At 48.9% G+C, this 24,970-nt stretch carries 29 protein-coding genes and 2 tRNA genes; 12 read left to right on the forward strand and 19 right to left on the reverse strand.

Annotation, left to right across the window (positions count from 1 at the left end):
* Window positions 1-35 precede the first annotated feature (35 nt).
* Window positions 36-932, reverse strand: coding sequence for an aldo/keto reductase family oxidoreductase (locus ACLJPQ_RS09135; RefSeq protein ID WP_000250721.1), 897 nt, complete (start codon window positions 930-932; stop codon window positions 36-38).
* A gap of 50 nt (window positions 933-982) precedes the next feature.
* Window positions 983-1,222: a DUF1289 domain-containing protein gene (locus ACLJPQ_RS09140; RefSeq protein WP_001538148.1), complete on the reverse strand. Its 240-nt coding sequence runs from the start codon at window positions 1,220-1,222 to the stop codon at window positions 983-985.
* Window positions 1,223-1,324: 102 nt separating this feature from the next.
* Here ACLJPQ_RS09140 and ACLJPQ_RS09145 point away from each other — a divergent pair, with 102 nt between their 5' ends.
* The 4 genes from ACLJPQ_RS09145 to rnt all read left to right on the forward strand — a co-directional run bounded on the left by ACLJPQ_RS09145 (window position 1,325) and on the right by rnt (window position 4,304).
* Complete coding sequence (locus tag ACLJPQ_RS09145) at window positions 1,325-1,924, forward strand: TetR/AcrR family transcriptional regulator (protein ID WP_001041832.1); 600 nt, start codon at window positions 1,325-1,327, stop codon at window positions 1,922-1,924.
* A 58-nt stretch (window positions 1,925-1,982) separates the two neighbouring features.
* On the forward strand, window positions 1,983-3,080 hold the full coding sequence (locus ACLJPQ_RS09150) for an alkene reductase (RefSeq protein ID WP_000092928.1): 1,098 nt from the start codon (window positions 1,983-1,985) through the stop codon (window positions 3,078-3,080).
* A 68-nt stretch (window positions 3,081-3,148) separates the two neighbouring features.
* On the forward strand, window positions 3,149-3,556 hold the full coding sequence (gloA, locus tag ACLJPQ_RS09155) for a lactoylglutathione lyase (protein WP_001237787.1): 408 nt from the start codon (window positions 3,149-3,151) through the stop codon (window positions 3,554-3,556).
* Window positions 3,557-3,656: 100 nt separating this feature from the next.
* Window positions 3,657-4,304 carry a ribonuclease T gene (gene rnt / locus ACLJPQ_RS09160; RefSeq protein ID WP_001282267.1) on the forward strand — a complete coding sequence of 216 codons (648 nt, stop codon included), beginning with the start codon at window positions 3,657-3,659 and terminating at the stop codon, window positions 4,302-4,304.
* 76 nt (window positions 4,305-4,380) lie between these two features.
* On the opposite strand, the gene grxD is transcribed toward rnt, so the two are convergent.
* On the reverse strand, window positions 4,381-4,728 hold the full coding sequence (gene grxD, locus ACLJPQ_RS09165; protein ID WP_000108176.1) for a monothiol glutaredoxin 4: 348 nt from the start codon (window positions 4,726-4,728) through the stop codon (window positions 4,381-4,383).
* A 334-nt stretch (window positions 4,729-5,062) separates the two neighbouring features.
* Here grxD and ACLJPQ_RS09170 point away from each other — a divergent pair, with 334 nt between their 5' ends.
* Together ACLJPQ_RS09170 and sodB are read left to right on the forward strand one after the other, a co-directional pair.
* Window positions 5,063-5,884 carry a C40 family peptidase gene (locus ACLJPQ_RS09170; RefSeq protein WP_001747632.1) on the forward strand — a complete coding sequence of 274 codons (822 nt, stop codon included), beginning with the start codon at window positions 5,063-5,065 and terminating at the stop codon, window positions 5,882-5,884.
* A gap of 126 nt (window positions 5,885-6,010) precedes the next feature.
* Complete coding sequence (gene sodB, locus ACLJPQ_RS09175) at window positions 6,011-6,592, forward strand: superoxide dismutase [Fe] (RefSeq protein ID WP_000007294.1); 582 nt, start codon at window positions 6,011-6,013, stop codon at window positions 6,590-6,592.
* An 82-nt stretch (window positions 6,593-6,674) separates the two neighbouring features.
* Here sodB and ACLJPQ_RS09180 read toward each other — a convergent pair whose 3' ends face one another.
* On the reverse strand, window positions 6,675-6,764 hold the full coding sequence (locus ACLJPQ_RS09180; protein ID WP_000102277.1) for a YnhF family membrane protein: 90 nt from the start codon (window positions 6,762-6,764) through the stop codon (window positions 6,675-6,677).
* A 295-nt stretch (window positions 6,765-7,059) separates the two neighbouring features.
* Here ACLJPQ_RS09180 and purR point away from each other — a divergent pair, with 295 nt between their 5' ends.
* Window positions 7,060-8,085 carry an HTH-type transcriptional repressor PurR gene (purR, locus tag ACLJPQ_RS09185; protein ID WP_000190992.1) on the forward strand — a complete coding sequence of 342 codons (1,026 nt, stop codon included), beginning with the start codon at window positions 7,060-7,062 and terminating at the stop codon, window positions 8,083-8,085.
* On the opposite strand, the gene punR is transcribed toward purR, so the two are convergent.
* Window positions 8,082-9,014 (reverse strand): DNA-binding transcriptional activator PunR, encoded by a 933-nt coding sequence (gene punR, locus ACLJPQ_RS09190; RefSeq protein WP_000269523.1) that lies wholly within the window; start codon window positions 9,012-9,014, stop codon window positions 8,082-8,084. The two genes, purR and punR, sit on opposite strands and share 4 nt — an antisense overlap.
* Before the next feature lie 112 nt (window positions 9,015-9,126).
* Between punR and punC the strand changes: the two genes are divergently transcribed.
* Together punC and cfa are read left to right on the forward strand one after the other, a co-directional pair.
* Entirely contained in the window at window positions 9,127-10,332 is a 1,206-nt protein-coding gene (punC, locus tag ACLJPQ_RS09195; protein ID WP_001182318.1) for a purine nucleoside transporter PunC, read from the forward strand.
* Between the two features lie 289 nt (window positions 10,333-10,621).
* Window positions 10,622-11,770: a cyclopropane fatty acyl phospholipid synthase gene (gene cfa, locus ACLJPQ_RS09200; RefSeq protein WP_000098879.1), complete on the forward strand. Its 1,149-nt coding sequence runs from the start codon at window positions 10,622-10,624 to the stop codon at window positions 11,768-11,770.
* A 41-nt stretch (window positions 11,771-11,811) separates the two neighbouring features.
* On the opposite strand, the gene ACLJPQ_RS09205 is transcribed toward cfa, so the two are convergent.
* Complete coding sequence (locus ACLJPQ_RS09205) at window positions 11,812-12,453, reverse strand: riboflavin synthase (RefSeq protein ID WP_000493972.1); 642 nt, start codon at window positions 12,451-12,453, stop codon at window positions 11,812-11,814.
* Between the two features lie 216 nt (window positions 12,454-12,669).
* Between ACLJPQ_RS09205 and mdtK the strand changes: the two genes are divergently transcribed.
* The 3 genes from mdtK (at window position 12,670) to ACLJPQ_RS09220 (ending at window position 14,358) form a co-directional block, all read left to right on the forward strand.
* Window positions 12,670-14,043, forward strand: coding sequence for a multidrug efflux MATE transporter MdtK (mdtK, locus tag ACLJPQ_RS09210; RefSeq protein ID WP_001175081.1), 1,374 nt, complete (start codon window positions 12,670-12,672; stop codon window positions 14,041-14,043).
* Between the two features lie 151 nt (window positions 14,044-14,194).
* A tRNA-Val gene (locus ACLJPQ_RS09215) sits at window positions 14,195-14,271 on the forward strand.
* A gap of 10 nt (window positions 14,272-14,281) precedes the next feature.
* A tRNA-Val gene (locus ACLJPQ_RS09220) sits at window positions 14,282-14,358 on the forward strand.
* 158 nt (window positions 14,359-14,516) lie between these two features.
* Here ACLJPQ_RS09220 and ssaU read toward each other — a convergent pair.
* The 13 genes from ssaU to ACLJPQ_RS09285 form a co-directional block, all read right to left on the reverse strand.
* On the reverse strand, window positions 14,517-15,575 hold the full coding sequence (gene ssaU, locus ACLJPQ_RS09225; RefSeq protein ID WP_001291718.1) for an SPI-2 type III secretion system apparatus protein SsaU: 1,059 nt from the start codon (window positions 15,573-15,575) through the stop codon (window positions 14,517-14,519).
* Window positions 15,572-16,351 carry an SPI-2 type III secretion system apparatus protein SsaT gene (gene ssaT / locus ACLJPQ_RS09230; RefSeq protein WP_000068763.1) on the reverse strand — a complete coding sequence of 260 codons (780 nt, stop codon included), beginning with the start codon at window positions 16,349-16,351 and terminating at the stop codon, window positions 15,572-15,574. The genes ssaU and ssaT overlap by 4 nt, the downstream gene beginning before the upstream one ends.
* Window positions 16,352-16,618, reverse strand: coding sequence for an SPI-2 type III secretion system apparatus protein SsaS (ssas, locus tag ACLJPQ_RS09235; protein ID WP_000999982.1), 267 nt, complete (start codon window positions 16,616-16,618; stop codon window positions 16,352-16,354).
* Window positions 16,615-17,262, reverse strand: coding sequence for an SPI-2 type III secretion system export apparatus protein SsaR (gene ssaR / locus ACLJPQ_RS09240; protein WP_000056367.1), 648 nt, complete (start codon window positions 17,260-17,262; stop codon window positions 16,615-16,617). Before ssaR ends, ssas begins: the two co-directional genes overlap by 4 nt.
* A 67-nt stretch (window positions 17,263-17,329) precedes the next feature.
* Window positions 17,330-18,298: an SPI-2 type III secretion system cytoplasmic ring protein SsaQ gene (gene ssaQ, locus ACLJPQ_RS09245; protein ID WP_053445293.1), complete on the reverse strand. Its 969-nt coding sequence runs from the start codon at window positions 18,296-18,298 to the stop codon at window positions 17,330-17,332.
* Complete coding sequence (gene ssaP / locus ACLJPQ_RS09250) at window positions 18,279-18,653, reverse strand: SPI-2 type III secretion system apparatus protein SsaP (RefSeq protein ID WP_001223304.1); 375 nt, start codon at window positions 18,651-18,653, stop codon at window positions 18,279-18,281. Before ssaP ends, ssaQ begins: the two co-directional genes overlap by 20 nt.
* Entirely contained in the window at window positions 18,634-19,011 is a 378-nt protein-coding gene (ssaO, locus tag ACLJPQ_RS09255; protein WP_000449089.1) for an SPI-2 type III secretion system apparatus protein SsaO, read from the reverse strand. Before ssaO ends, ssaP begins: the two co-directional genes overlap by 20 nt.
* A gap of 2 nt (window positions 19,012-19,013) precedes the next feature.
* A complete protein-coding gene (gene ssaN / locus ACLJPQ_RS09260) occupies window positions 19,014-20,315 on the reverse strand; it encodes a SctN family type III secretion system ATPase SsaN (protein WP_080184927.1) in 1,302 nt (433 codons plus the stop codon).
* Window positions 20,305-22,350 (reverse strand): SPI-2 type III secretion system apparatus protein SsaV, encoded by a 2,046-nt coding sequence (gene ssaV / locus ACLJPQ_RS09265; protein ID WP_080184926.1) that lies wholly within the window; start codon window positions 22,348-22,350, stop codon window positions 20,305-20,307. The genes ssaN and ssaV overlap by 11 nt, the downstream gene beginning before the upstream one ends.
* Window positions 22,335-22,703 carry an SPI-2 type III secretion system apparatus protein SsaM gene (ssaM, locus tag ACLJPQ_RS09270; RefSeq protein WP_000383706.1) on the reverse strand — a complete coding sequence of 123 codons (369 nt, stop codon included), beginning with the start codon at window positions 22,701-22,703 and terminating at the stop codon, window positions 22,335-22,337. Before ssaM ends, ssaV begins: the two co-directional genes overlap by 16 nt.
* Window positions 22,704-22,760: 57 nt before the next feature.
* Window positions 22,761-23,777, reverse strand: a complete 1,017-nt coding sequence (gene ssaL / locus ACLJPQ_RS09275; RefSeq protein ID WP_000238886.1) for an SPI-2 type III secretion system apparatus protein SsaL — start codon at window positions 23,775-23,777, stop codon at window positions 22,761-22,763.
* Window positions 23,743-24,417, reverse strand: a complete 675-nt coding sequence (ssaK, locus tag ACLJPQ_RS09280; RefSeq protein WP_080184925.1) for an SPI-2 type III secretion system apparatus protein SsaK — start codon at window positions 24,415-24,417, stop codon at window positions 23,743-23,745. Before ssaK ends, ssaL begins: the two co-directional genes overlap by 35 nt.
* Complete coding sequence (locus ACLJPQ_RS09285) at window positions 24,414-24,962, reverse strand: type III secretion system domain-containing protein (RefSeq protein ID WP_001531605.1); 549 nt, start codon at window positions 24,960-24,962, stop codon at window positions 24,414-24,416. Before ACLJPQ_RS09285 ends, ssaK begins: the two co-directional genes overlap by 4 nt.
* Window positions 24,963-24,970 lie beyond the last annotated feature (8 nt).

Below are 24,970 nucleotides of genomic sequence, written 5' to 3' on the forward strand. Positions count from 1 at the left end.
GCGAAAACATGAACGGAAAGTCAACGAGTTGGCGATTACGGCACGTCATAACCCAGTGCCGCCTTGCGGATTCGGAACCACTGTTGACGCGACAATGACAGCGTTTCCGCTTCTAGTGCGGCGCGTACGCGTTCGATTTTACCCGAGCCAATAATCGGCAGCGGCTGCGACGGCAAACGTAAAATCCAGGCATAGACCACCTGTTCAATAGAACTGGCGTTGAGTTCTTGCGCGATAACGGAAAGTTCCTGGCGCAACGGCTGATAAGCCTCATCATTAAACAGCCGACCGCCGCCAAGACATGACCAGGCCATCGGACGAATACGCAGTTGCTGTAATTGATCTAATGTGCCGTCCAGCAACAAAGGCTGGTGAACCGGCGAGATCTCCACCTGGTTGGTCGCCAGGGTGAACGGCAGGCGCGATTGCAGCAACGTAAATTGCGCTGGCGTAAAATTAGAAACGCCAAAATGGCGCACTTTGCCGCTTTGATGCAGATGTTGAAACGCCTCGGCGACGTCATCCGCATCCATTAACGGATCGGGACGGTGAATTAACAACATATCCAGATAATCTGTCGCCAGATTTTTTAATGACTGTTCGGCGCTCAGAATAATATGGCGGCGATCGGTAATATAATGACCGAGCCTATTTTCCGCTCTGGCGGTGGTCGCAATACCGCATTTGGTAACGATTTGCAGTTTTTCCCGCAAATGCGGCGCCAGCGTTAGCGCCTCGCCAAACGCCGCTTCGCACTGATAACCGCCATAAATGTCCGCATGGTCAACGGTGGTGACGCCCAAATCCAGATGTTCTTCGATAAAACTCACTAACTGACGCGCGGACATATTCCAGTCCATCAAACGCCAGTAACCCATGACAAAACGCGAAAACTCCGGGCCTTGTGGAGCGATGGTGACACGCTGAACCATAACAGATTCCTCATAGAGAATAATGAGGTTGAGTATACGCAATTCCGCGTTTAAAAGAGTGAAGGTTGTTGAGGATCTTCCGATGGGAGAGGCTTATTTGCGCGTATTTTACGCAAGAAACGCTGGCGACAAAGCCGCAGTACATTTTGTTTCTCGGCATCGCTCATTTTTTGCCAGTTAAACCGTTCGTCGCGGCTGCGCATACATCCCCGACAAAAGCCACGCTCATCAGACTGGCAGATACCGCGACATGGGCTTGCTACAGGAAAAAACTCCAACTGCTCGGCCACATCCCCTCCTCAACGTTTGACGCTTATGACTATTGAAGACGCTAACTGACATTATGGCAACTCTGCTTGTAGTAGACCGACTGGTCTACTATACTGCCTGTCATGAATAAGCAAACCGAACACGATACCCGCAAACATCTGCTGGCCACCGGCGAGCAGCTTTGTATGCAACGGGGTTTTACCGGCATGGGGCTTAGCGAATTGCTCAAAACCGCCCAGGTGCCTAAAGGGTCGTTTTATCACTACTTTCGCTCGAAAGAAGCCTTCGGCGTCGCCATGCTTGAGCGACATTACGCCTGCTATCATCAGCGTCTTATGGCGCACTTCACCTCCGGTCCCGGTAATCATCGCGATCGTCTTCTCGCCTGGTATCAGGAAACGTTAAAGCAGTTTTGCCAGCAAGGCGCCATTAGCGGTTGCCTGACGGTGAAACTGTCAGCGGAGGTCTGCGATCTGTCGGAGGATATGCGCTCTACGATGGATAAAGGAGCGCAGGAGATCATGGCACTGCTTGCACGCGCGCTGGAAGATGGCCGTAATAGCCACTGTTTACATTTCACCGGCCAGCCGTTGCCACAGGCGCAGGTACTTTATGCCCTGTGGCTGGGCGCCAATTTGCAGGCCAAAATATCCCGTAGCGCCGCGCCGCTGGAAAATGCGTTGGCGCATGTTAAGACCATCATTGCAACGCCTGAGCAGTAACAGGCGTTTTTATTTCCTTTATTACAAGACGACCGGTCTACTTATATCAGGAGCCACTATGTCATCAGCAAAACTGTTTACCCCCCTCAAGGTGGGTGCCATCACGGCGACAAATCGCGTATTTATGGCGCCTTTGACGCGTTTGCGGAGTATTGAACCGGGCGACATTCCTACGCCGTTAATGGCGGAATATTACCGTCAACGCGCCAGCGCCGGATTGATCATCAGCGAAGCCACACAAATCTCCGCACAGGCGAAAGGCTATGCCGGCGCACCGGGATTACACAGCGATGAGCAGATCGCCGCCTGGAAAAAAATCACTCAGGGAGTCCATGCCCAGGGCGGCCATATGGCGGTGCAACTGTGGCATACGGGCCGTATTTCACACGCCAGCCTGCAACCAGGCGGACAAGCGCCCGTCGCGCCATCCGCTATCAATGCGGGAACCCGCACCTCTTTGCGTGACGAAAACGGTCAGGCCATCCGCGTAGAGACTTCCACGCCGCGCGCGCTGGATACTCACGAGATCCCCGGGATCGTCAACGATTTCCGCCAGGCTATCGCCAATGCCCGAGAGGCAGGCTTCGATCTGGTGGAGCTGCACTCCGCGCACGGTTATCTGCTGCACCAGTTCCTCTCACCGTCTTCTAATCACCGTACCGATCAGTACGGCGGCAGCGTAGAGAATCGCGCCCGTCTGGTGCTGGAGGTGGTTGATGCCGGCATTAAGGAATGGGGCGCGGACCGTATCGGCATCCGCCTTTCTCCTGTCGGCACTTTCCAGAATGTCGATAACGGCCCGAATGAAGAAGCTGACGCCCTTTATCTGATTGAAGCGTTAGGCAAACGCGGCATCGCTTATCTGCATATGTCTGAACCAGACTGGGCGGGCGGCGAACCGTACAGCGACGCGTTCCGTGAAAAAGTGCGCGCGCGTTTCCACGGTCCCATCATCGGCGCTGGCGCCTATACGCCAGAAAAAGCGGAAGATCTGATCGAAAAAGGGCTGATTGACGCCGTGGCGTTTGGTCGCGATTACATCGCTAACCCGGATCTGGTGGCGCGTCTGCAACGTAAAGCGGAACTTAATCCACAGCGTCCCGAAAGTTTTTATGGCGGCGGCGCGGAAGGCTACACTGACTACCCTACTCTGTAATTTCATTGATAGCGGCCTCACATCGCCGCTATACTTTGAATATCTTGACTATTTTAAGGACAACGAAAATGCGTTTATTGCATACTATGCTGCGCGTCGGCGATTTGCAGCGTTCCATCGCTTTTTACACTAACGTTCTGGGCATGAAATTGCTGCGTACCAGTGAGAATCCGGAATACAAATACTCGCTGGCCTTTGTGGGATATGGTCCGGAAACGGAAGAAGCGGTCATCGAACTAACCTATAACTGGGGCGTTGAGAGCTACGACATGGGCAATGCGTACGGGCATATCGCGCTGAGCGTTGACAATGCTGCTGAAGCCTGTGAACGCATTCGTCAGAACGGCGGCAACGTGACCCGTGAAGCGGGGCCGGTAAAAGGCGGTTCGACCATCATCGCCTTCGTTGAAGATCCGGATGGCTATAAAATCGAATTGATTGAAGCTAAAGACGCAGGCCGCGGTCTGGGTAACTGATCCCCCGCCGGGCGCAGGTCACTGCGCCCGTTGTTTTACTGCATCCCGGCGTAAAATTTGCCATAATACGCGCTGCATTTTTTCGTATTAAGAGACTCAGATGTCCGATAACGCTCAACTTTCCGGTCTGTGCGACCGTTTTCGTGGTTTTTATCCTGTCGTCATCGACGTTGAAACTGCAGGATTTAACGCTAAAACCGATGCGCTGCTCGAAATCGCCGCCATCACGCTGAAAATGGATGAACAAGGCTGGCTGATGCCGGACATGACGCTGCATTTCCATGTGGAGCCATTCGCTGGAGCCAACTTACAGCCGGAAGCGCTCGCGTTTAACGGTATCGATCCCTCTAACCCGCTACGCGGCGCGGTGAGTGAATATGAGGCGCTACACGCTATTTTCAAAATGGTGCGTAAAGGTATCAAAGACAGCGGTTGTAGCCGCGCCATTATGGTCGCGCATAACGCCACTTTTGATCACAGTTTTATGATGGCCGCCGCAGAGCGCGCCTCGCTGAAACGTAACCCGTTTCATCCGTTCGTCACCTTTGATACTGCGGCATTGAGCGGACTGGCGCTGGGACAAACGGTGTTATCAAAAGCGTGCCTGGCGGCAGGTATGGAGTTTGACGGCGAAAAGGCCCATTCCGCTTTGTATGATACCGAGCGGACAGCGGTGCTGTTTTGTGAAATCGTCAATCGCTGGAAGCGCCTGGGCGGCTGGCCGTTACCTTTGCCGACGGACAAATAACGAGGCTAACAACGCCGCTCTTGCTCACGATGGCGGTAAAAAGCGACCTTTACAGGTCGCTTTCCTCTTGCACAGATTACTCTGCGTCCGGCTCCTGAGTTTTATATTTTGCCGCAGTTTCTTTAATAAGCTGCTGCAGCTCGCCACGCTGATACATTTCAATCACAATATCACACCCGCCGACCAGCTCGCCGTCCACCCACAGTTGTGGGAATGTCGGCCAGTTGGCGTATTTCGGTAATTCAGCGCGAATATCCGGGTTTTGCAGGATATCAACATAGGCAAAACGTTCCCCGCAGGCTGAAAGCGCCTGAACGGCCTGCGCAGAGAAACCACAGCTTGGCAGTTTCGGTGAACCTTTCATATACAGGAGAATCGGGTTTTCAGCGATCTGGCGCTGAATTTTTTCGATAGTGGTGCTCATTGTCTCGCTTCCTTAAACTACTTTTACGACCGAAGCCTGTCATTGTAACGGGTCAGGCTGGCAACGGAAAATAACATTTTCATCATGCCTTATTATTTTACCGTCTGCGGGAATAAGTTGTATACAAAATATCTTTTAAGCGGGTTGCCGAGCAGTGATTTGTAGATAACGCGTTTGTGTTTAGCATTAATTGCTATTTTTTTACATCTGTTAACGAAACACAGCTTCAGAAACCAAAAGCAATTACCAATCTGTGCTTTTGTAGATTAGAATTATCAGGTTTTGTAAATCATACGCAGGCATGAATCGCCTGCCTTTAACAGAGGATTGCTCAGTGGCGCGGATAAACAAAATCTCGATCACGCTCTGTGCTTTACTTTTTACTACTCTCCCCTTTACGCCAATGGCCCATGCTTCCAGGCAAGCCAAAGCGACGCCTGCTGTTTCTCATGTCACGAAAACGGCAGATAAAAAGAAAAGCACAACGAAAAAGATCAGTAAAAACAGCAAAAAAAACGTAAAAAAAACCTCAAAAACCAGCCGTTCTTCTTCCGCTTCTACGCCAAAACGTACCACCGCCTCCACGAAATCTCGTCATACGACGCATCGTCGTAACAGAACCGCGCCCACGTCAATCGCCGCCCTCGACGTAACGGAAAAATGCACGACGCGTAAAGGCCGTAAGCCGCACTGCGTGAAGGGGAAAGGAACATTGCCGGTCTCTATTGCCGATGCGCATCGTGCAAAAGTACAAAAAGCGACGAAAACCGCGATGTCCAAACTCATGAATCAGATTGGTAAACCGTATCACTGGGGAGGCGCGTCGCCGCGCACCGGTTTTGATTGCAGCGGTCTGGTTTATTATGCCTATAAAGATTTAGTGAAGATCCGTATCCCCCGAACGGCGAATGAGATGTATCACCTGCGTGACGCGGCGCCCATTGAGCGTAGCGAGTTGAAAAACGGCGATCTGGTGTTCTTCCGTACGCAGGGGCGCGGCACCGCCGATCACGTTGGCGTCTATGTCGGCAACGGTAAGTTTATTCAGTCCCCGCGCAGCGGTCAGGAAATTAAGATCACCTCACTGAACGAAGAGTACTGGCAACGTCATTATGTCGGCGCTCGTCGGGTGATGACGCCTAAAACAATTCGCTAATATTTTATCCTGTCGTTTAACGACAGGATAACTTCTTCTTTTGCGCCACCTCTCAATTTGCTACCCTATCCTTACGCGCACCAGGGTTATTGTGCGTGCGCAATATTAATAATAAGGAGAGAAGCAATGTCGTTCGAATTACCTGCATTACCGTATGCCAAAGATGCTCTGGCGCCGCATATTTCTGCTGAGACGCTGGAATATCACTATGGCAAACATCATCAGACTTACGTGACCAATCTTAACAATTTGATCAAAGGCACGGCGTTTGAAGGCAAATCGCTGGAAGAGATCGTACGCGCCTCCGAAGGCGGTATCTTTAATAACGCCGCTCAGGTGTGGAACCACACCTTCTACTGGAACTGCCTGGCGCCAAACGCTGGCGGCGAACCGACCGGGAAACTGGCTGATGCTATCGCGGCATCTTTTGGCAGCTTCGCGGAATTTAAAGCGCAGTTCACCGATGCCGCTATCAAAAACTTTGGTTCCGGATGGACATGGCTGGTAAAAAGCGCTGATGGCAAACTGGCTATCGTTTCTACCTCAAATGCCGGTACGCCGCTGACTACGGATGCAACGCCGTTGCTGACGGTTGATGTGTGGGAACACGCGTATTACATCGACTACCGCAACGCCCGTCCAAACTATCTGGAGCATTTCTGGGCGCTGGTTAACTGGGAATTTGTTGCGAAAAATCTCGCCGCATAAGTCTGAGTACGCAGAAGGTACGCCTTCTGCGTTTTAGAGAGGGATAGAATAGAGGAGACGCCCACCCTCAGAAGAGAGGAAATCAGTGCAGAGCGGCCGTTAATCCACCTGCGACAATCACGCCCAGAACAATCAGCGTAGTAATCAACGAAAATTTCAGGTCGGTACTCATCAAGTTTTCTCCTTTTTATTCCCACACAAAAAGTGATATAGCGCATTTTTGCACATTCCCGCACAAAAATCTCTCATGTTTTATATTGATAACTGTTTTTAACGCTTCCCCTTTTCCTCAAGATCAGACAAAATTCCAGGCTTACTGAATTAGCGTAACGGCCATTGACCCCTTCCTGACGTTCCGTGTCGTTTTTCCGGCGTGCCGCAACCCTGATGTTGCGATTAGGGTGTGTGTAGGCAAACGTTTACCTGGCGTTTCTCAGGAGCTTAGCGAGGGTCTGGAGTGAAATGTAATGGCAACAATTAAAGATGTAGCGAAACGAGCAAACGTTTCCACTACAACTGTATCACACGTAATTAACAAAACGCGTTTTGTCGCTGAAGAAACGCGTAACGCGGTCTGGGCGGCAATTAAAGAGCTGCACTACTCTCCCAGCGCCGTCGCGCGTAGCCTGAAGGTTAACCATACCAAGTCGATAGGCTTACTGGCGACCAGCAGCGAAGCGGCCTATTTTGCCGAAATTATCGAGGCAGTTGAAAAAAACTGTTTCCAGAAAGGCTATACGCTGATTTTAGGCAACGCCTGGAATAACCTGGAAAAACAGCGCGCCTACCTGTCCATGATGGCGCAAAAGCGCGTGGATGGCCTACTGGTGATGTGTTCTGAGTATCCAGAACCTCTGCTTTCCATGCTGGAAGAGTATCGCCATATTCCGATGGTGGTGATGGACTGGGGTGAAGCGAAGGCCGATTTTACCGACACGGTGATTGATAACGCCTTTGCAGGCGGCTATATGGCGGGTCGTTATCTGGTTGAACGCGGCCACCGGGATATCGGCGTTATTCCCGGCCCGCTGGAGCGCAACACCGGCGCGGGCCGGCTGGCAGGCTTTATGAAAGCTATGGAGGAGGCGCTGATCAACGTGCCGGACAACTGGATTGTTCAGGGCGACTTCGAGCCGGAATCCGGTTACCACGCGATGCAGCAAATCTTATCGCAGTCACATCGCCCTACCGCCGTTTTCTGCGGCGGCGATATTATGGCGATGGGCGCGCTTTGCGCGGCTGACGAAATGGGGCTTCGCGTACCGCAGGACGTTTCGGTGATCGGTTATGACAATGTGCGTAACGCCCGTTTCTTTACCCCGGCGCTGACGACGATTCACCAGCCCAAAGACTCTTTAGGCGAAACCGCATTTAATATGCTACTGGATCGCATCGTCAATAAGCGTGAAGAGTCACAGTCTATTGAAGTTCATCCACGCCTGGTTGAGCGTCGCTCGGTCGCTGACGGCCCGTTCCGCGACTATCGGCGTTAATCCCCACTGTCGGGAGCCTCTTCTGGCTCCCGCAGCCACTCCCGATTCAACGTTTCGCTATCGCCCAAATAGTCCAGCAGCCATGCCAGCGCGGGCGAGGCTTCGTTTTGCTGCCACGTCACGCAACAGGCCGCATCGGGAAACGGATTCTCTAACGTCAGCGCCACCCATTTTCCGCTGTCTATCCACTGTCGGGCAAAATGCGTCGGCACCATTCCCACGCATAGTCCTGCCGACAGGCAGGTTGCCGATGACTCCCAGTCCGGTACGACGACCCTTTTTTGGTTATCCAGCAGCCAGGTAATCCGTTTCGGTAAGGTTCGCGAAGTGTCTTCCCTGACCAGCGACGGCCAGTTGCGCAGGGTATCATCGCTTAACGGCCCAGGCATCGACGCCAGCGGGTGATCGCTTGCCACTACGCAGCTCCAGCTCAGGGTCCCCATATCCCGAAAAGCGTAACGCCCCCCTACCGGAATCGCCTGCGTCGCCCCAATCGCCAGTTCGACACGCCCGTCGGAGAGCGCGTCCCAGACGCCGTTAAACACCTCCTGAAAAACCAGCAGTTCAACATCGTCAAAATGGCGATAGAAATCGACGATCATCTGCCGGGTACGTTCTGGTCTGACGATATTGTCCACCGCAATAGCTAACTGCCCGCGCCAGCCATTAGCAATTTGCTGACACTGCTGGCGAGTGATCTGCATTTTTTTGATAACAGAACGCCCTTCTTTTAAAAACCAGACGCCAGCAGGCGTCAGTTCAACATCACGGTGACGTCGTACAAAAAGCGGTACGGCCAGCCACTCCTCTAGCTGACGAACGGTATAACTGACTGCTGAAGGCACACGGTGCAGTTCCTGCGCCGCCGCGCTAAAACTGCCATTGCGCGCCACGGCGTCAACCACTTCAAGCGAGTATTCCGACCACATAATTTGCCTACAAAAATTTTGAATTCACTGGACAAATATTAACGTTTCACAACCGTAATTTCACTCCCTACACTCTGCGACAATGTCTGTCTGATAAGAAAGAGAAACAAATATGCAACCTGGAAAAGGTTTTTTAGTCTGGTTAGCCGGTCTTAGCGTGCTGGGATTTCTGGCTACGGACATGTACCTGCCCGCGTTTGCCGCCATACAGGCGGATTTACAAACGCCTGCCGCCGCTGTCAGCGCCAGCCTCAGCCTGTTTTTAGCTGGCTTTGCCGTCGCGCAACTACTTTGGGGACCGCTATCGGATCGTTATGGCCGTAAACCGATTTTACTGCTGGGGTTATCTATCTTTGCGCTCGGAAGTCTGGGGATGCTGTGGGTAGAAAGCGCGGCAGCACTGCTGACGCTGCGCTTTGTGCAGGCCGTCGGCGTTTGTGCGGCAACGGTAATCTGGCAAGCGCTGGTGACCGATTATTATCCTTCGCAAAAAATTAACCGTATCTTCGCCACTATCATGCCACTGGTGGGATTATCCCCGGCGCTTGCGCCCTTACTGGGAAGCTGGATACTGACGCATTTCTCATGGCAGGCGATTTTCGCCACTCTGTTCGTGATTACGTTGTTGCTGATGTTGCCAGCGCTGCGCTTAAAACCATCGGTAAAAGCGCGTACCGAGGGACAGGATAAACTCACTTTCGCGACGTTGTTACGCTCTAAAACCTATCGCGGTAATGTGCTGATTTATGCCGCCTGTTCCGCCAGCTTTTTTGCGTGGCTAACAGGGTCGCCGTTTATTCTCAGCGCGATGGGTTACAGCCCGGCAGTGATTGGCCTGAGCTATGTTCCGCAAACCATCGCTTTTCTGATTGGCGGATATGGTTGCCGCGCGGCGCTACAAAAATGGCAGGGCTACCAATTGCTTCCGTGGCTGTTAGGGCTGTATGCGCTGAGCGTTATCGCCACCTGGGGAGCGGGCCTTCTGAATAATGCCTCACTGGTGGAGATCCTGATTCCTTTCTGCGTAATGGCGATTGCTAATGGCGCCATCTACCCTATCGTCGTCGCGCAAGCGTTACGCCCTTTCCCTCAAGCCACGGGGCGCGCTGCGGCGCTACAAAATACGCTGCAACTGGGGTTATGTTTCCTGGCAAGCCTGGTGGTTTCATGGCTCATCAGCACGCCGCTGCTGACCACCACCAGCGTAATGCTCTCTACCGTTGTTCTGGCGGCGTTAGGCTATAAAATGCAGTCTCATGCAGAGTGCGCTGAGACTGGGTTTCCTCATGCCAATGTCGCCCACGACAAGTCTCACTAAAAGCTTGTTAACCGCTGGTAATTAGCACGCTAACAATTTTCGGTTGAATCATCAAAAATTGCGGCCTATACTGATTCACGGTTGTTTATATTACGATAATTATTAGGCATTAACGGGAACCGGAGCGTTCCCGATTCACCATGGATGGCCTTTTCGGCAAGGGTTCCTCCCTTCCTCTGTTCTACGTCGGATAACTGGCTCACGGAATTGCCCGTGGGATTTCTCACAAAGCCAAAAAAGCGTCTACGCTGTTTTAAGGTTCTGATCACCGTCCAGTGATGGAGAAACTATGAGTTCATCGTGTATAGAAGAAGTCAGCGTACCGGATGATAACTGGTACCGAATCGCCAACGAATTGTTAAGTCGCGCGGATATTACAATTAATGGTTCCGCCCCGTCTGACATTCGTGTTAAGAATCCCGATTTTTTTAAACGCGTCCTTCAGGAAGGATCGTTGGGGTTAGGTGAGAGTTACATGGATGGCTGGTGGGAATGCGAGCGTCTGGATATTTTCTTCAGCAAAGTCTTACGTGCCGGTCTTGAAAATCAACTCCCCCACCATGTTAAAGATACGCTCCGTATCCTCGGCGCGCGTCTGATTAATCTACAAAGTAAAAAACGCGCCTGGATTGTCGGCAAGGAACATTACGATCTTGGTAATGACCTTTTTTCCCGTATGCTCGATCCCTATATGCAATATTCTTGCGCCTACTGGAAAGATGCCGATACGCTGGAAGCGGCACAGCAAGCCAAGCTGAAATTGATTTGCGAAAAGCTACAGCTACAACCGGGGATGCGTGTGCTGGATATCGGCTGCGGCTGGGGCGGCCTGTCGCAATATATGGCGACCCATTATGGCGTTAGCGTGGTGGGCGTAACGATCTCCGCTGAACAACAAAAAATGGCGCAGACGCGTTGCGAAGGTCTGGATGTCTCCATTCTCCTCGAAGATTATCGCGACCTTAACGATCAGTTTGACCGAATCGTCTCCGTCGGTATGTTCGAACATGTCGGGCCAAAAAACTACAACACCTATTTTGAGGTCGTTGACAGGAATTTAAAACCGGATGGTCTTTTCCTGCTCCATACTATTGGTTCTAAAAAAACCGATCATAATGTCGATCCGTGGATCAATAAGTATATTTTCCCCAACGGTTGTTTGCCGTCTGTTCGTCAAATCGCCGAGGCCAGCGAATCACACTTTGTAATGGAAGACTGGCATAACTTTGGCGCCGACTATGACACGACTCTGATGGCGTGGCATGAGCGCTTTATCAATGCCTGGCCAGAGATTGCGGGCAATTATAACGAGCGCTTTAAACGTATGTTCAGCTATTATCTCAATGCCTGCGCGGGTGCGTTTCGCGCACGTGATATCCAGCTTTGGCAGGTGGTATTTACGCGCGGCGTTGAAAACGGTCTGCGCGTTCCTCGCTAATCATCACCCCCGCATTTCATGCGGGGGAATCTTATTTTCCGTTAGCCAATGTCGGCCTGATTTCTGACCGCATTTTCTCGTGTAGCCAGTACGCGTTCTACGGTATCGACAACCGCCTGCGTTTGCGGATCGATCTCGATATTCACACGCTCACCCAGTTTTTTTCTGCCAAGCGTAGTACGTTCCAGCGTTTCCGGAATGAGATGCACGCAGAAGCGCGTTGGCGTTACCTCGCCGACGGTCAAACTGATACCGTCAACGCCGATAAAGCCTTTGTACAGGATATACTTCATCAGGGACGCATCCTGCACTTTAAACCACACCTGATGGTTATTTTCGGAGGTCAGGATTTTCGCGATCTCCGCCGTCGTAATAATATGCCCCGACATCAGATGTCCACCGATTTCATCGCTGAATTTGGCGGCGCGCTCTACGTTGACCTCATCACCTACCCTCAACGCGCCCAGATTGGTGATGCGCAACGTTTCTTTCATCAGATCAAAGCTTATCTGGTTGCCGTTTATTTCAGTCACCGTCAAACAGCATCCGTTATGCGCTACCGACGCCCCCGTCTCCAGCCCCTCCAGCATGTAGTCCGGTAACGTCACCACATGGGTGCGAAAGTTGGGTTTTTCATCAATCGATACCAGTTTCGCGGTACCCTGTACGATCCCCGTAAACATATCTTCAACTCCTGAAATAAATAAAAGCAGAACTGTTCAGCACAATAGCAGGTGGAAAAACAGCTTGCCAGCAATGCGCCGTTAACAACTGTTTTTTCGCTGGAGAAATAGTAATACCCCGCTACAATAGACTGAAATTTCCCCTGCTATTTCTTTTGGCTGCCACTACGGCGGCTTTTTAGTCTTTCATATAACAACAAAATAAAAGGTGAATACGTGCAGAAGTATACCAGTGAAGCGCGTCAGTTATTAGCGTTAGCGATACCGGTGATCCTTGCGCAAGTGGCACAGACCGCAATGGGATTCGTCGATACCGTCATGGCAGGAGGCTATAGCGCTACGGACATGGCTGCCGTCGCTATCGGCACCTCTATCTGGCTTCCCGCCATTTTGTTTGGTCACGGCTTACTGCTGGCCTTGACGCCGGTGATTGCGCAACTCAATGGCTCCGGCCGCCGTGAGCGTATCGCGCATCAGGTTCGACAAGGGTTCTGGCTGGCAGGCTTTGTCTCCGTGCTGGTGATGATCGTCCTGTGGAATGCCGGATACATTATCCGCTCCATGCATAATATTGATCCGGCGCTGGCCGATAAAGCCGTGGGTTATCTTCGCGCGCTGCTGTGGGGCGCGCCAGGATACCTTTTCTTTCAGGTAGCGCGAAACCAGTGCGAAGGTCTGGCCAAAACCAAACCGGGTATGGTGATGGGATTTTTGGGCCTGCTGGTGAATATTCCGGTGAACTATATTTTTATCTATGGCCATTTTGGTATGCCTGAACTCGGCGGTATCGGCTGCGGCGTTGCGACCGCGGCGGTCTATTGGGTGATGTTTATCGCCATGCTTTCTTACATTAAACACGCGCGTTCAATGCGTGATATTCGTAATGAAACAGGCTTTGGCAAACCCGATAGCGTCGTCATGAAGCGCCTGATTCAACTGGGGTTGCCGATTGCGCTGGCGCTGTTCTTTGAAGTGACGTTGTTTGCGGTCGTTGCGCTGCTGGTTTCACCATTAGGTATTGTGGATGTCGCGGGTCATCAGATTGCGCTTAACTTTAGCTCGCTGATGTTCGTGCTGCCGATGTCGCTGGCTGCGGCGGTAACAATTCGAGTGGGTTATCGTCTGGGCCAGGGCTCAACGCTGGATGCGCAAACCGCAGCGCGTACCGGTTTAGGCGTCGGCATTTGTATGGCTGTGGTTACCGCTATTTTTACCGTTACTCTGCGTAAGCATATTGCTTTGCTCTACAATGATAACCCCGAGGTCGTGGCGCTTGCCGCACAATTAATGCTGCTCGCTGCGGTTTACCAGATTTCCGACTCTATACAGGTTATCGGCAGCGGTATTCTGCGCGGTTATAAAGATACGCGTTCCATCTTTTTTATCACCTTTACCGCCTACTGGGTGTTAGGTTTACCCAGCGGTTATATACTGGCGTTAACGGATCTGGTGGTGGATCGTATGGGACCGGCAGGCTTCTGGATGGGGTTCATCATCGGCCTGACCTCGGCGGCGGTGTTAATGATGCTACGGATGCGCTATCTACAACGTCAGCCGTCCGCCATCATTTTGCAGCGCGCTGCGCGATAATACGACGATAGCCGTCGCATGGCGGCTATTTTCTCGACATGTTGCATATTTCCACCGCAATCAGGTGATTTCAGGAAGAAAATTGCGATTTCCCTCTTGCCTCATTGCAGTTGTGACGCTAATATTCGTCCCCGTTGTCACCTACAACGTTGCGTTCATAGCTCAGTTGGTTAGAGCACCACCTTGACATGGTGGGGGTCGTTGGTTCGAGTCCAATTGAACGCACCATCATTTTAATGCGTCTGTAGCTCAGTTGGTTAGAGCACCACCTTGACATGGTGGGGGTCGATGGTTCGAGTCCATTCAGACGCACCAATCCATTATCTTGTTTAATTTTAAAATACGCTATCTGGTGCTTGTGCCAGGCTAAAAGCGATTATTTTCAGTCTCTCACCTTTATCGTCAAGCGCTGCTCTATACTGTATTACCCCTCTTAACCTTCGCAGTGGCCTGAAGAAGCATACCAAAGGCATTTATGGTGTTTCGGTAGAATGCGCATAATCTATCTTCATCACCATACGTAACAAGGCTGCAACGGGTTCAAATAACGTTTCAGGAATTTTATCTCCGCGTTCCACTTCAAAAAATAATGAGCGGGCCAGCTCAACATTTTCAACAACGGGGATGCAGTTGCGTTCAGCGATGTTAACGATATAGTTAGCTTGAGCATCACTGCCTTTTTCCAGAACGCGTGGTATTGGCATATCGGTGGGGTGATAGCCGAGACAAACCGCAATATGCGTTGGATTACGCACTACCGCAACAGATTGTTTAACAGATTGAGCTAAACTCCCACTCTGTATTTCACTCTGCATTTCCCGACGCCGTGTCTTCATTTGAGGATCGCCCTCCAGATCTTTATGCTCCTGTTTTACGTCATCTTTACTCATTTTTAGATCTTTTCTAATCTTATAATATTGAAAAGAATAGTCCAGTATGCCAACGACGATATAAAAAGCCATCACCCCAACCCATAACCATTTTATTAAAGAAGAAACCACAAGCAGACCACAGACTAACCCACAGTACGGTAGCGCCCGAAAAGTACTGGCATAATAATAAAAGAAAAAGGCAAAGATAAGAGATAACATGATAACTTTTAGGCTGGATTTACATAATTCTACTACGCTATGCAAAGAGAATATCTGCTTAAAATTGCTTACCGGATTTATATGCTCGCTTTTAAAACCAATGGCCTTGCTGGCAATAACCACCCCCACCTGAAGAAACACGCTACCCACAGTAGCAACTATTACCCCAGCGCCCAGAAACAACAGTGCAGAAGTCAATGACTCTATTAAAGCATGACTCAATTGCGTTAATGCATAAGAAAATGGTTTATTTACTAATTGTAATGTGAAAGTTATTGACTCAATCAGTATCAAAATCATCTTTTCAGTAAAGAAATGAAAATACAAATAAAGCGCAATCAGCTGAAATAATGATGTTATTTCGATACTTTTGACGACCTGCCCTTCCTTACGACCATCACGTAATTTCTTTTCTGTAGGCTGTTCTGTTTTCTCGCTCATACAGATGGGAACCAGTCTTTCAGATAAATATAAAACTTATCACTTTCAACCAAATAGTGATGAAGAGCATAAGGGAATGAGATCAGGAGCGTCAGTAGAACTAATATACTTTTGAGCGGCATTGAGAAGAAAAACACATTCAATTGTTGTGCCGACCGATTTAAAAGACCTAAAGCCAGATCGGCTAATACCATACATATTATGGCAGGAACAGAGAAACTGACACATAATTGATAAAGCGTTCTCCACTCTGCCTGGATATATTTTAAAAATTGCCGGTCAAATAATAAAGTACGCCCTGGTGGTAAATATTGATATGACTCATACAGAATATTTAATATAAACTCCATGCCGCCGCTTATAAAGAAAATAACACACAAAAACTGGCTGAAAAGCAAGCCAAAAAGTGAGGTTTCAGCTTCCATTGTAGAATTGAATATCGTACCCATTGTCGCGCCACGTAAAGTATCAAGCAGAAACCCCGCCATATCAACGGCCCAAAAGGGAACCGCCGCACAAAACCCAATTAAAAAACCAATAATCACCTCTCCAGTGACTAACCCTAACCAACTGTAATCTTTACCAATATGCATCATAATCTTCTGCTGGTAAATGATTGGTAATATCGGAAAGGTAAGTGACATAAGCACGCCATTACGTAAAAGTGCGGCCCCTAAACTGCCACTTTTTAATAAGGGAAGTAATAAAGAAAGGCTCAATGGTCGAATAAAAGCCACAGCCAATGCAATAAGCCACTCATTTACCTGTTGTGCCATTCAACCATGCTCTCCAATTCGTAACATTATCTGCCGGGTATAATTCAACAGGATACCGCTAAGCCATGGGTAGCTGACCATTAAGGTTATTGCAATTGCCAATAATTTAATCATGAACTGTAGCGTTTGGTCCTGTATTTGAGTCAAGGCCTGAACAAGGCTTACGATGACACCAACTACCGATGCCACCAACACCACCGGCATAGACGTAAAAAGGACGATCCATAAAAGTTGCGTTACAAATTGCGTCAATTCAGAATCATTCATGAAAAGCTCTGTACCAATTGCGCCAGTGTCAGATCCCAACCGCCTGCCAGTAAAAATATTAGCAGCTTAAACGGTAATGAAATGGTCATCGGCGACACCATCATCATCCCCATAGCCAGCAGTATATTTGAAATAAGCAGGTCAATAGCCAGAAAGGGAAGATAAATAAGTAATCCAATCCGAAATGCCTGCGTTAACTGACTCACCGTAAATGCCGGAATTAATATGAGCAAAGAATCAGGTTTTATCTTTCTTTTTATGTCTTCAGGCCAGGTTCGTTTTATCAAATTCCGAAAATAATTGGCTTCCTTTTCTTCAGAGTTTTTTTGCAAAAACTGTCGATAAGGCGCTAATGCTTTACTGTCCCACTCAGACGTCCAGAAAGGAGCGCCAGCGACCTGAACCGGATGCCAGCGCTCTTTTACAGCTAATAGCGTCGGCCCCATAATGAATAAGGAAAGTACAAGCGCAAGGCCATACAGTGCGATATTTGGGGGAACTTGTTGAATACCCAGAGCATTTCGTAAAATCGAAAATACCACCGCCAGTTTAAGGAAAGAAGTTCCCATGACGATAATGAGAGGCAGTATTGAAAGCAGAAACAATATACCAATCAGTTGCAAAGGCGAATCGGGTAAAGACATACTGTATCTCTCATGACACGACCTGGAACGCTATTATATTGTTCGCATATTATTTTTGTTATCAGGTTTACGCTGTATTTTTGGAAAGATACCAACGTGTAATACGCACCATAAATTCATTACCACAGGCAATCAACTCACCTTGCCCAATAATACGGTCATTTACTCTTATCGTCACCTCTGGCGCAAAACATCCCCCTACAGGCAAAACGTCCCCCGTTTTAAGTTGTCGTAATTGTCCAATTTCCAGACTCGCACGTCCGACCTCAAAGAGCACCTGTTGTGGTATCTGCTCAAGTTCGACTGAAGACGTTCCGTCACTCTTTGACATTGGGCTCCCTGACGCAAGTAGCGTTTCGATATCCTGGACTAATTCGTCAAATTTCATCGTGTTATCCTCTGTCAGCAACACCCTTGCGTAGATTCCCCCAGGTAGTTGAATAGCAAAAAAACCGAGTCTGATGTCGCCGAAGCAATGAATCCGAACGCCCATGCCGATTTCGATAGACTCAAGTTCAATTAATGTAAGCTGGCACCAGCCTGAATATACAGGGACTACCACAGGAGGGGCAGGATAAATCTGTTGACGCTCAGCAGAAAGCTCTCCGACTATATTGCGCAGAAAACCCGTTGGCCATGTAAAAATAATGCTATGGAACTCATGTTCTTCAACTGTCCATTTAATATGCAACGCTAGCTGATGTGGTAGATTACTGCAGGATGTTGGCGGTTCGTTCTGACAGAGGGTTGCATCACTGGCTTGCAATAACGGCGCCAGCCCCCATTCAGCTATTCCATATAGCAATTCAGGATCGATAGCCGATCGATTAGCGGTGCCAATTAACCCTTCACACCAGCGCTGCCAGCATTGTTCTGCAATCCACACCCTACCCAGCTCATTATGATAATTTATGGTAAATAATGTCCCTTGCTGTACTGGATATTGTTGCATACTCAATGTCAGCTCACCAATGGTAGCGCCTTGCGTTGGAAGTATCTCCACCCACGGACGCTCTTCATTCGCTATTCTTAACATAGAATATCTCCAGGGAAATTATATACCCCATATGCAGCAACTGAGACTCCAGCCACTGCTTTAGCGCTTTCATCGAACGGTAAATTTCATGATGAGGGACATTGATTCTTAACTGGATTAGCCCCCCTGATTCACATACCTCACACTCTACACCGTCAAGATAACCGCCACTAACACGATAACGTTGCGTGAAAACCACGTTCTTATTCAATGCTGCAGGAGGATTATTCTCACCAATGGGTAATGCCTGGTGCATGAGTTGTTCAAAGTCCATACGTTCCGCCTCCGCCTCGTTATCATCCTGATAAGACTGGCATGGCAACCCAAGACTTCCCTCAACTTTGGTAATACGCATCGCTTAATACCATAGTAATTTTTTCTTTCTTTTTCATAAGCGCATTAAAATTCTTCTGTAATTCGCTTCGCCGGGAGACAAGCTGCTGATACTGATTTTCTAACTGCTGCCGTTGCGTCAAAAAGCTCTGCGCCTGAGTGAATAACCCGGCCATTTGTTGTTTCTTATCCAACAATAAATGACAAGATAACGTACCTTGCCAGCCCATTAATTCTTTCAGTCTGGTAGACACTGCTAAAGCGCGCGTCTGGCAAATCTGCTGTTCCGTAATAATCGCCTGTTGCTGCTGATCAAGTACGGTAAGCTTGCCGCGTAATTGCTTTTCACGCCGCGCGATTATCTCCAGCAAAGTTTCCATGATCACTCGGTGAGTATTTGGTGTAATTTTTCTATAAGTAGCTCGGGTCCGCATACTTCATCCTTACTTTGTCGCAAAAATGTGCAAATATCCGGATAGGCATCAATGGCTTTGTCAGTATCAGTATCAACTCCTCGCTGGTATTCCCCAATGCGTATTAACAGTTCAACCTCCTGGTAAAGCGCCAGGCGCCGTCGCAATATCGCCGCCAGTTGACGATGCTCATGGCTGGTAACGACTGGAAAAACGCGGCTGAGCGTTGCCAACACGTCAATGGCAGGATAATGCCCCCTCTCTGCAAGCCGTCGGGATAGCACAATATGTCCGTCAAGCAGTGAACGGACTTCATCCGCCAACGGCTCATTCATATCATCGCCTTCCACCAGTACCGTATAAAATGCGGTAATACTGCCTTTTTCTCCCATTCCTGTACGTTCTAAAAGTCGTGGCAATGCACTAAATACGCCTGGCGGATATTCTCCAGAAACCGCAGTCTCTCCGGCGGCCAGAGCGATTTCCCGTGCGGCCCTGGCATAACGCGTCAGTGAGTCGGCAAGCAAGACGACTCGCTTTCCATTATCGCGAAAAAATTCTGCTATCGTGGTGGCCACAAACAGCGCCCTCACGCGCTCTAAGGCGGGTCTGTCAGAGGTTGCGACAACAATGACACAACGTTTTCGGGTCTCTTCAGACAGTGTAAAATCGATGAACTCGCGGACTTCTCGTCCACGTTCACCAATTAACACCAGAACATTGCAGTCTGCGTCTGGCGCATTACACAGCATCGCCAGAAGCGTGCTTTTCCCCACGCCAGGAGCAGAAAAAATCCCCACTCGTTGTCCTTCGCCACAGGTCGCAACGCTATCAATAGCGCGAATCCCCGTCATTAATGGTTGAGTGATAGGCTGTCGAACCATTGCGGGAGGAGGCATTGCATCATAGTCTTTCCAGCAGACGTCGGGCAGTTCGCGGCCATCAAGGGGACGACCAAAGCCATCAATGACTCGCCCTAATAACGCTTCGCCCACGGGAACCTGATGGCGTCGCCTTAAGGCCATCACTTGCTGCCCGCAGTGAAGTCCGATAGTACTCGTAAAAGGAGATAGCAAAGCTTTGTTGCCATTAATCCCCACGACTTCAGCAAGTTCTTCTCCAGGCTTTATACAGCACAACTCGCCCATAAATACCCCAGGCAACCACGCATTTAACAACGTTGCGCTGACATCCTGAATTCGGCCCCATCGACAATAACCATCGGGGGGCGGATATTTCATCCTCAGACGTTGCATCAATTCATTCTTCATTGTCCGCCAACTCCTCTTCGCTAAGGTCAATACTTTCTACCACTTGTATAAGGCTCTCCTCTCCTAATTCCTGCCATGACAAAATCGGTACGTCGAACAAGGTGGCTTCTGTAATTTTTCGCAAGAAACGTCGGGTGTCGACAGAAGTGACAATGAATAATTTGGTTGACTGCTTCAGCGCCTGCTCGATAAGTTGCAGAATCTGCGTCTTATGACGAGACGACAGCGCAGTATAGGTCCCCATTGCCGTCTGGCGAATGGATTCACGCACGAGGTTCTCAATACCTTCGCCTATCCGCAAAATCGGCAGCGGTTTTCCTTCCGGATTAAGACGACGCAGAATATGACGGCGAAGCGCGATACGGACATATTCTGTCAACATCAGGACATCTTTTTCGCGTGGTGCCCAGTCAATTAAGGTGCCGAAAATAAGACGTAAATCTCTAATAGAAACCCGCTCTGATACAAGCCGCTGCAAAGTTTCAGCGATTTTATTAATGGGTAGCTGGCGCTGAAGCTCTTTCACCAGCTCAGAGTAGTTTTTTTCCATCGCATTCATTAGATAACGCGTTTCCTGAACACCAATAAACTCTCCCATATGCCGAAGCAGGACACATTTTAATAAGGCGGAGATACGTTGGCTGCCCGCGAAAACGTCCAGTCCAAAACCTTGCGCCTTATGAGCCATGTCTTTTGTAAGCCAACAGATCTGCCCCATCCCGTTCGGTAACGTCTGGCTGCCACCCACCACACTAGCGTCCGCGCCTATCAATAAATAATCCGCCTGGGCGGGAATAGATAAACTAAATACGGGTTCCTGATATAGCAGTACCGTCAATTTTTCGGTGGGTTCAGGCAAAACTTCAATATTCACCTCAGGGAGAGGGACGCCGGTATCCTCAAATAAAAACCATCGCATGGCGTCAATATCACGAATCAGGTCGGCAGAATGTAACGTCGGGGTAAGACGTAAGATTAGAGGACATGCGCCGGGAACCATACTATCTTTTTCCGGTGCTTCGACGCCATTTGCGGAAACCACAGACTTTTTGCGGCGAATGAGGATAATTGGCAATGCTAACAACGCTGAAAAGAAAGCGAGAGTGATAAAAGGAAAGCCAGGAATTAAAGCGAGGAGCATTAAAACCACAGCGGTTAATATGAGCGACTGAGGTTGTCTGGCAATTTGAGAACTCAACTCTGTCGCCAGGTTCTGGCGTTTCTCACCCGGAACACGGGTGACAATAATTCCCGCGCTAAGGGAAATCAGCAGCGATGGAATTTGCCCACATAAACCATCTCCGATTGAAAGTACGCTATAAGTGTGAACAGCCTCACTCATCGACATATCATATTGTACGATAGCGATAATGATACCGCCGATAATGTTCACCAGAACAACAATAATACCGGCAATCGTATCGCCTTTAACAAATTTCATCGCACCGTCCATCGCACCGAGAAAACGGCTTTCCTGCTGGACGTGCTGTCTTAATGTACGGGCATGGTCTGCATCGATAACTCCGGCACGCAAATCGCCATCGATACTCATTTGTTTGCCTGGCATCCCATCAAGCGAGAAACGCGCGCTAACTTCCGCCACCCTCTCGATACCTTTTGTAATGACAATAAACTGCACGATAGTAATGATGGTAAATACGACCAACCCAACGGTGAGATTTCCTCCTACGACAAACTTACCGAAAGCATCCACAATATTACCGGCATTATGTTGTAACAGTACCAGCCGTGATGTGCTGATTGTGAGTGACAAACGATATAATGTAGTAATAAGTAATAAAGACGGAAATACCGATAAATCGAGAGGGTCACTAAGATAAATAGCAATTAAGAGCAGGATCACTGAAAACATAAGGTTGATAGTAATCAGGATATCAACCATCCAGGTCGGTAAAGGTAACAGCATCATCACAATAGCGATTAATAACACCGTCGCCAGAACCATATCCTGCCGACCCGCGCATACACTGAGCCACTGTTGCGCCCTGATTCCCTCACCTAACCATGAACGCATTGCGACTCCAGAAATTTTATTTGTCGATGATGTAATCGTAACCAGAGCTCGGCGGAGCTGGAAAGAGGAGGAGAACAGCTCATTGCAAGCCCATCGCGCAACAAAAATAATCGTTGAGGAATACCCTGGAACGCTGCAGGTTTCCAGTGAGTTAAGGCTTTAAAAAGCAGATCTTCGTCTAAGAAGGTTTGCTTGAGTATCTGACATAAGTGAATACGACCGTTATGATAGTTTAGATAGGTTTCATATTGTCCTTGCCGCCAGAACATATTGGTTGCTAAAGGCCGTTGAGCTAATCCTGCTAATTGAATAAAAAGCTGAATATTACGTTCAGTAATGAGATCCCAATCCATCCTGCCGCCTCATGATGAGCCAGAACGCCAATTTACCTAAATATTGAAAGCCAGGTATCAGAATAAAACCTGATTTACCTTTACTTCACGAAGCGTTTCGAGAATTTGTTCACGTTGATCTTCGTCGTTAAAACAGTTATCGGGTATCAGCATAAACTGCGCATCAAGTTGTTGGAGTAACCGATTGAACATCTTTGATGAAGAAACTATAGCGGTAAGTCTATCAAGCAACCAATCACTGAAAAGCCAACGCTCACAAATAATATCGAGTAGTAGCGGCAGTAATGTATTAGGCGGCAACTGGCAAATCCACTCCTCACGCTGGCACTCTTTTTCAAGGCCAAGGAATAACAACAAACGACGCAAACGTACTAATGCTGCGGCCAAACGACTTTGCTCCGAGGGTTCGATGCATATGCTAAGTTCAAAGGCTATTGCTCTTAGCAAAATACGGACCCGTTCACAGCGATCCGGCCAGTCTGCCACGCGTCTGAACCACTGCGATAAGGGCATTTCATCGTTGTCTATCGCCTGTTGCATAAAACGCTTCAGCGAGGACAGCGTAGCGGTATCCACTTCGCCAAGTTCCAGTAAACTAAAAACGGCAAGTTCCCATCCCTCCTCCGCTGTAAGCGTATCCAGTTGCGATTGCAAATCGCGTTTTTTCTTTTTTGACAACCCGCCGGCAGTAAGCGCCATTGCAAGAGCGATAATTTGATACGCATTCTGTAAATCAGGATCACTATTCTCTTCGGTAAGCGGACGCAACGTTGCTCCATTATCCTCCTGTATTTGTTTTATCAAACGCAGCAAAGCCTGCTGTCTGCGCTCCAGTTTCTCAGCATCAGTGAATTTATAACTTTCGCGCAGTTTACCACTCAGCGCCATTCCTATTTCTTCCATCGTCTCATAGAGCGCTGCCCCCGTCGTTTCCTGTAACTCCTGGAGAGCTAACATTGAAGGCGAAATAACCTCTTGTTCCTCTATAACCTGGCCAGGGGTAAATGCTGTAGGGGGCGTCATTTTTATCTCATTAATTTTAATATTCATCGCTACCTCTTTTATCTTCACTATTACGTAACCATTTCAGTAACGCGTTGAAATGACGAGAAAGTGAAAACTCAACGGCATATCGTGTTGAGGAAAGTTCAGCCTGATCGGGAGCGAAACCAGGCTCGATAATCAACGTAAACCGCTTGCCAAAAGTTTCACGCATCAATGCCTCTTTTTCAGGATGAATACGCAAATAAAGCGCTCCCTCTTCCGCCATAGCCGTGGCCTGGCGTGCCAGACGATGGCACATAACACTGTCTACCGACTGTTGGTCGAACCAGGCCAACAGAACCTGTTCTATACTATTTTTAATATGATGCGCTGCGTGATCGACCAATGAACGAAATTGATTTTCATCTTCTTGTAAATGTTTTACATGCTGTTCCAGCCATTCCACTTCCATTTTTTCCAACGTATTTTTACGCAACCACGCTAGTTCTTGTTGCTGCTCAACTTTCTGTTCACGCTGATAACGATAGGCGTCTCGGATGATTTTTTCAGCCTTACGGTAAGCGGAGCTCACAATAGCATGTGAAACTCTCTTAGCTTGTTGCTCTTGTGCAAATAAAGTTAATTGTAATGTTATCCACGGTGACTCAATAATATTTCGAGCGGGTAGCTTATGGTTAATTTCCGTCAGTGGAAGTGAAGTAAAACTCATAGCAAATGCTCCATGAAGATAATCTCGGTAAGAGAAGTCTTCGGCCAAAGTATACGCTGCGGAGGGGGTAATAATACTAATAGCGCATGTAAAACCGCATCATCATGCGCTTCCCGATTAAGAATGGCGGTACCGATCTGCAATGCAGTTTGTTGCATCACTTGCGGAGGAAGTAATTTGCCATCTCTTTGCCCCAACCAACCATATAGCTGCCAGATCTCATCCTCGCTAAACCACTGTAGAAGCAATTGCCGATACTCTGGTAGCATAAAATAGTCACTACACCTGAGTTTGAATAATCCCAGCCCAAAGGCAAATGCCGATATACGCGGCGCAAGACGAACCTGCCGTTTTTGCCTGTCATTTAAACAGGCTGGAATAACAGAGCTTCCCCTTAGTCTATTTAACGCTCTGTCAAGAAGACGATCCAACTCGGGCCGATCGCCATAACGCCAGCAGTTTGAAGGATGAAAACCCAGCTTATCCAGCCATTCCGGTACAGCGTAACGAGCAGGTTGCCAGAAATAACGATAAAGTTGCAACACCTCGGGAT

The sequence above is a fragment of the Salmonella sp. SAL04213 genome (assembly GCF_046550535.1).
Lineage (GTDB): Bacteria > Pseudomonadota > Gammaproteobacteria > Enterobacterales > Enterobacteriaceae > Salmonella > Salmonella enterica.

What these genes read in the sequence shown, in the direction of transcription:
- ACLJPQ_RS09135 (WP_000250721.1), bottom strand. Translation starts at nt 932, where the DNA reads ATGGTTCAGCGTGTCACCATCGCTCCACAAGGCCCGGAGTTTTCGCGT.
- ACLJPQ_RS09145 (WP_001041832.1), top strand. Translation starts at nt 1,325, where the DNA reads ATGAATAAGCAAACCGAACACGATACCCGCAAACATCTGCTGGCCACC.
- ACLJPQ_RS09150 (WP_000092928.1), top strand. Translation starts at nt 1,983, where the DNA reads ATGTCATCAGCAAAACTGTTTACCCCCCTCAAGGTGGGTGCCATCACG.
- gloA (WP_001237787.1), top strand. Translation starts at nt 3,149, where the DNA reads ATGCGTTTATTGCATACTATGCTGCGCGTCGGCGATTTGCAGCGTTCC.
- rnt (WP_001282267.1), top strand. Translation starts at nt 3,657, where the DNA reads ATGTCCGATAACGCTCAACTTTCCGGTCTGTGCGACCGTTTTCGTGGT.
- grxD (WP_000108176.1), bottom strand. Translation starts at nt 4,728, where the DNA reads ATGAGCACCACTATCGAAAAAATTCAGCGCCAGATCGCTGAAAACCCG.
- sodB (WP_000007294.1), top strand. Translation starts at nt 6,011, where the DNA reads ATGTCGTTCGAATTACCTGCATTACCGTATGCCAAAGATGCTCTGGCG.
- ACLJPQ_RS09180 (WP_000102277.1), bottom strand. Translation starts at nt 6,764, where the DNA reads ATGAGTACCGACCTGAAATTTTCGTTGATTACTACGCTGATTGTTCTG.
- purR (WP_000190992.1), top strand. Translation starts at nt 7,060, where the DNA reads ATGGCAACAATTAAAGATGTAGCGAAACGAGCAAACGTTTCCACTACA.
- punR (WP_000269523.1), bottom strand. Translation starts at nt 9,014, where the DNA reads ATGTGGTCGGAATACTCGCTTGAAGTGGTTGACGCCGTGGCGCGCAAT.
- punC (WP_001182318.1), top strand. Translation starts at nt 9,127, where the DNA reads ATGCAACCTGGAAAAGGTTTTTTAGTCTGGTTAGCCGGTCTTAGCGTG.
- cfa (WP_000098879.1), top strand. Translation starts at nt 10,622, where the DNA reads ATGAGTTCATCGTGTATAGAAGAAGTCAGCGTACCGGATGATAACTGG.
- ACLJPQ_RS09205 (WP_000493972.1), bottom strand. Translation starts at nt 12,453, where the DNA reads ATGTTTACGGGGATCGTACAGGGTACCGCGAAACTGGTATCGATTGAT.
- ssaU (WP_001291718.1), bottom strand. Translation starts at nt 15,575, where the DNA reads ATGAGCGAGAAAACAGAACAGCCTACAGAAAAGAAATTACGTGATGGT.
- ssaT (WP_000068763.1), bottom strand. Translation starts at nt 16,351, where the DNA reads ATGGCACAACAGGTAAATGAGTGGCTTATTGCATTGGCTGTGGCTTTT.
- ssas (WP_000999982.1), bottom strand. Translation starts at nt 16,618, where the DNA reads ATGAATGATTCTGAATTGACGCAATTTGTAACGCAACTTTTATGGATC.
- ssaR (WP_000056367.1), bottom strand. Translation starts at nt 17,262, where the DNA reads ATGTCTTTACCCGATTCGCCTTTGCAACTGATTGGTATATTGTTTCTG.
- ssaQ (WP_053445293.1), bottom strand. Translation starts at nt 18,298, where the DNA reads ATGTTAAGAATAGCGAATGAAGAGCGTCCGTGGGTGGAGATACTTCCA.
- ssaP (WP_001223304.1), bottom strand. Translation starts at nt 18,653, where the DNA reads ATGCGTATTACCAAAGTTGAGGGAAGTCTTGGGTTGCCATGCCAGTCT.
- ssaO (WP_000449089.1), bottom strand. Translation starts at nt 19,011, where the DNA reads ATGGAAACTTTGCTGGAGATAATCGCGCGGCGTGAAAAGCAATTACGC.
- ssaN (WP_080184927.1), bottom strand. Translation starts at nt 20,315, where the DNA reads ATGAAGAATGAATTGATGCAACGTCTGAGGATGAAATATCCGCCCCCC.
- ssaV (WP_080184926.1), bottom strand. Translation starts at nt 22,350, where the DNA reads ATGCGTTCATGGTTAGGTGAGGGAATCAGGGCGCAACAGTGGCTCAGT.
- ssaM (WP_000383706.1), bottom strand. Translation starts at nt 22,703, where the DNA reads ATGGATTGGGATCTCATTACTGAACGTAATATTCAGCTTTTTATTCAA.
- ssaK (WP_080184925.1), bottom strand. Translation starts at nt 24,417, where the DNA reads ATGAGTTTTACTTCACTTCCACTGACGGAAATTAACCATAAGCTACCC.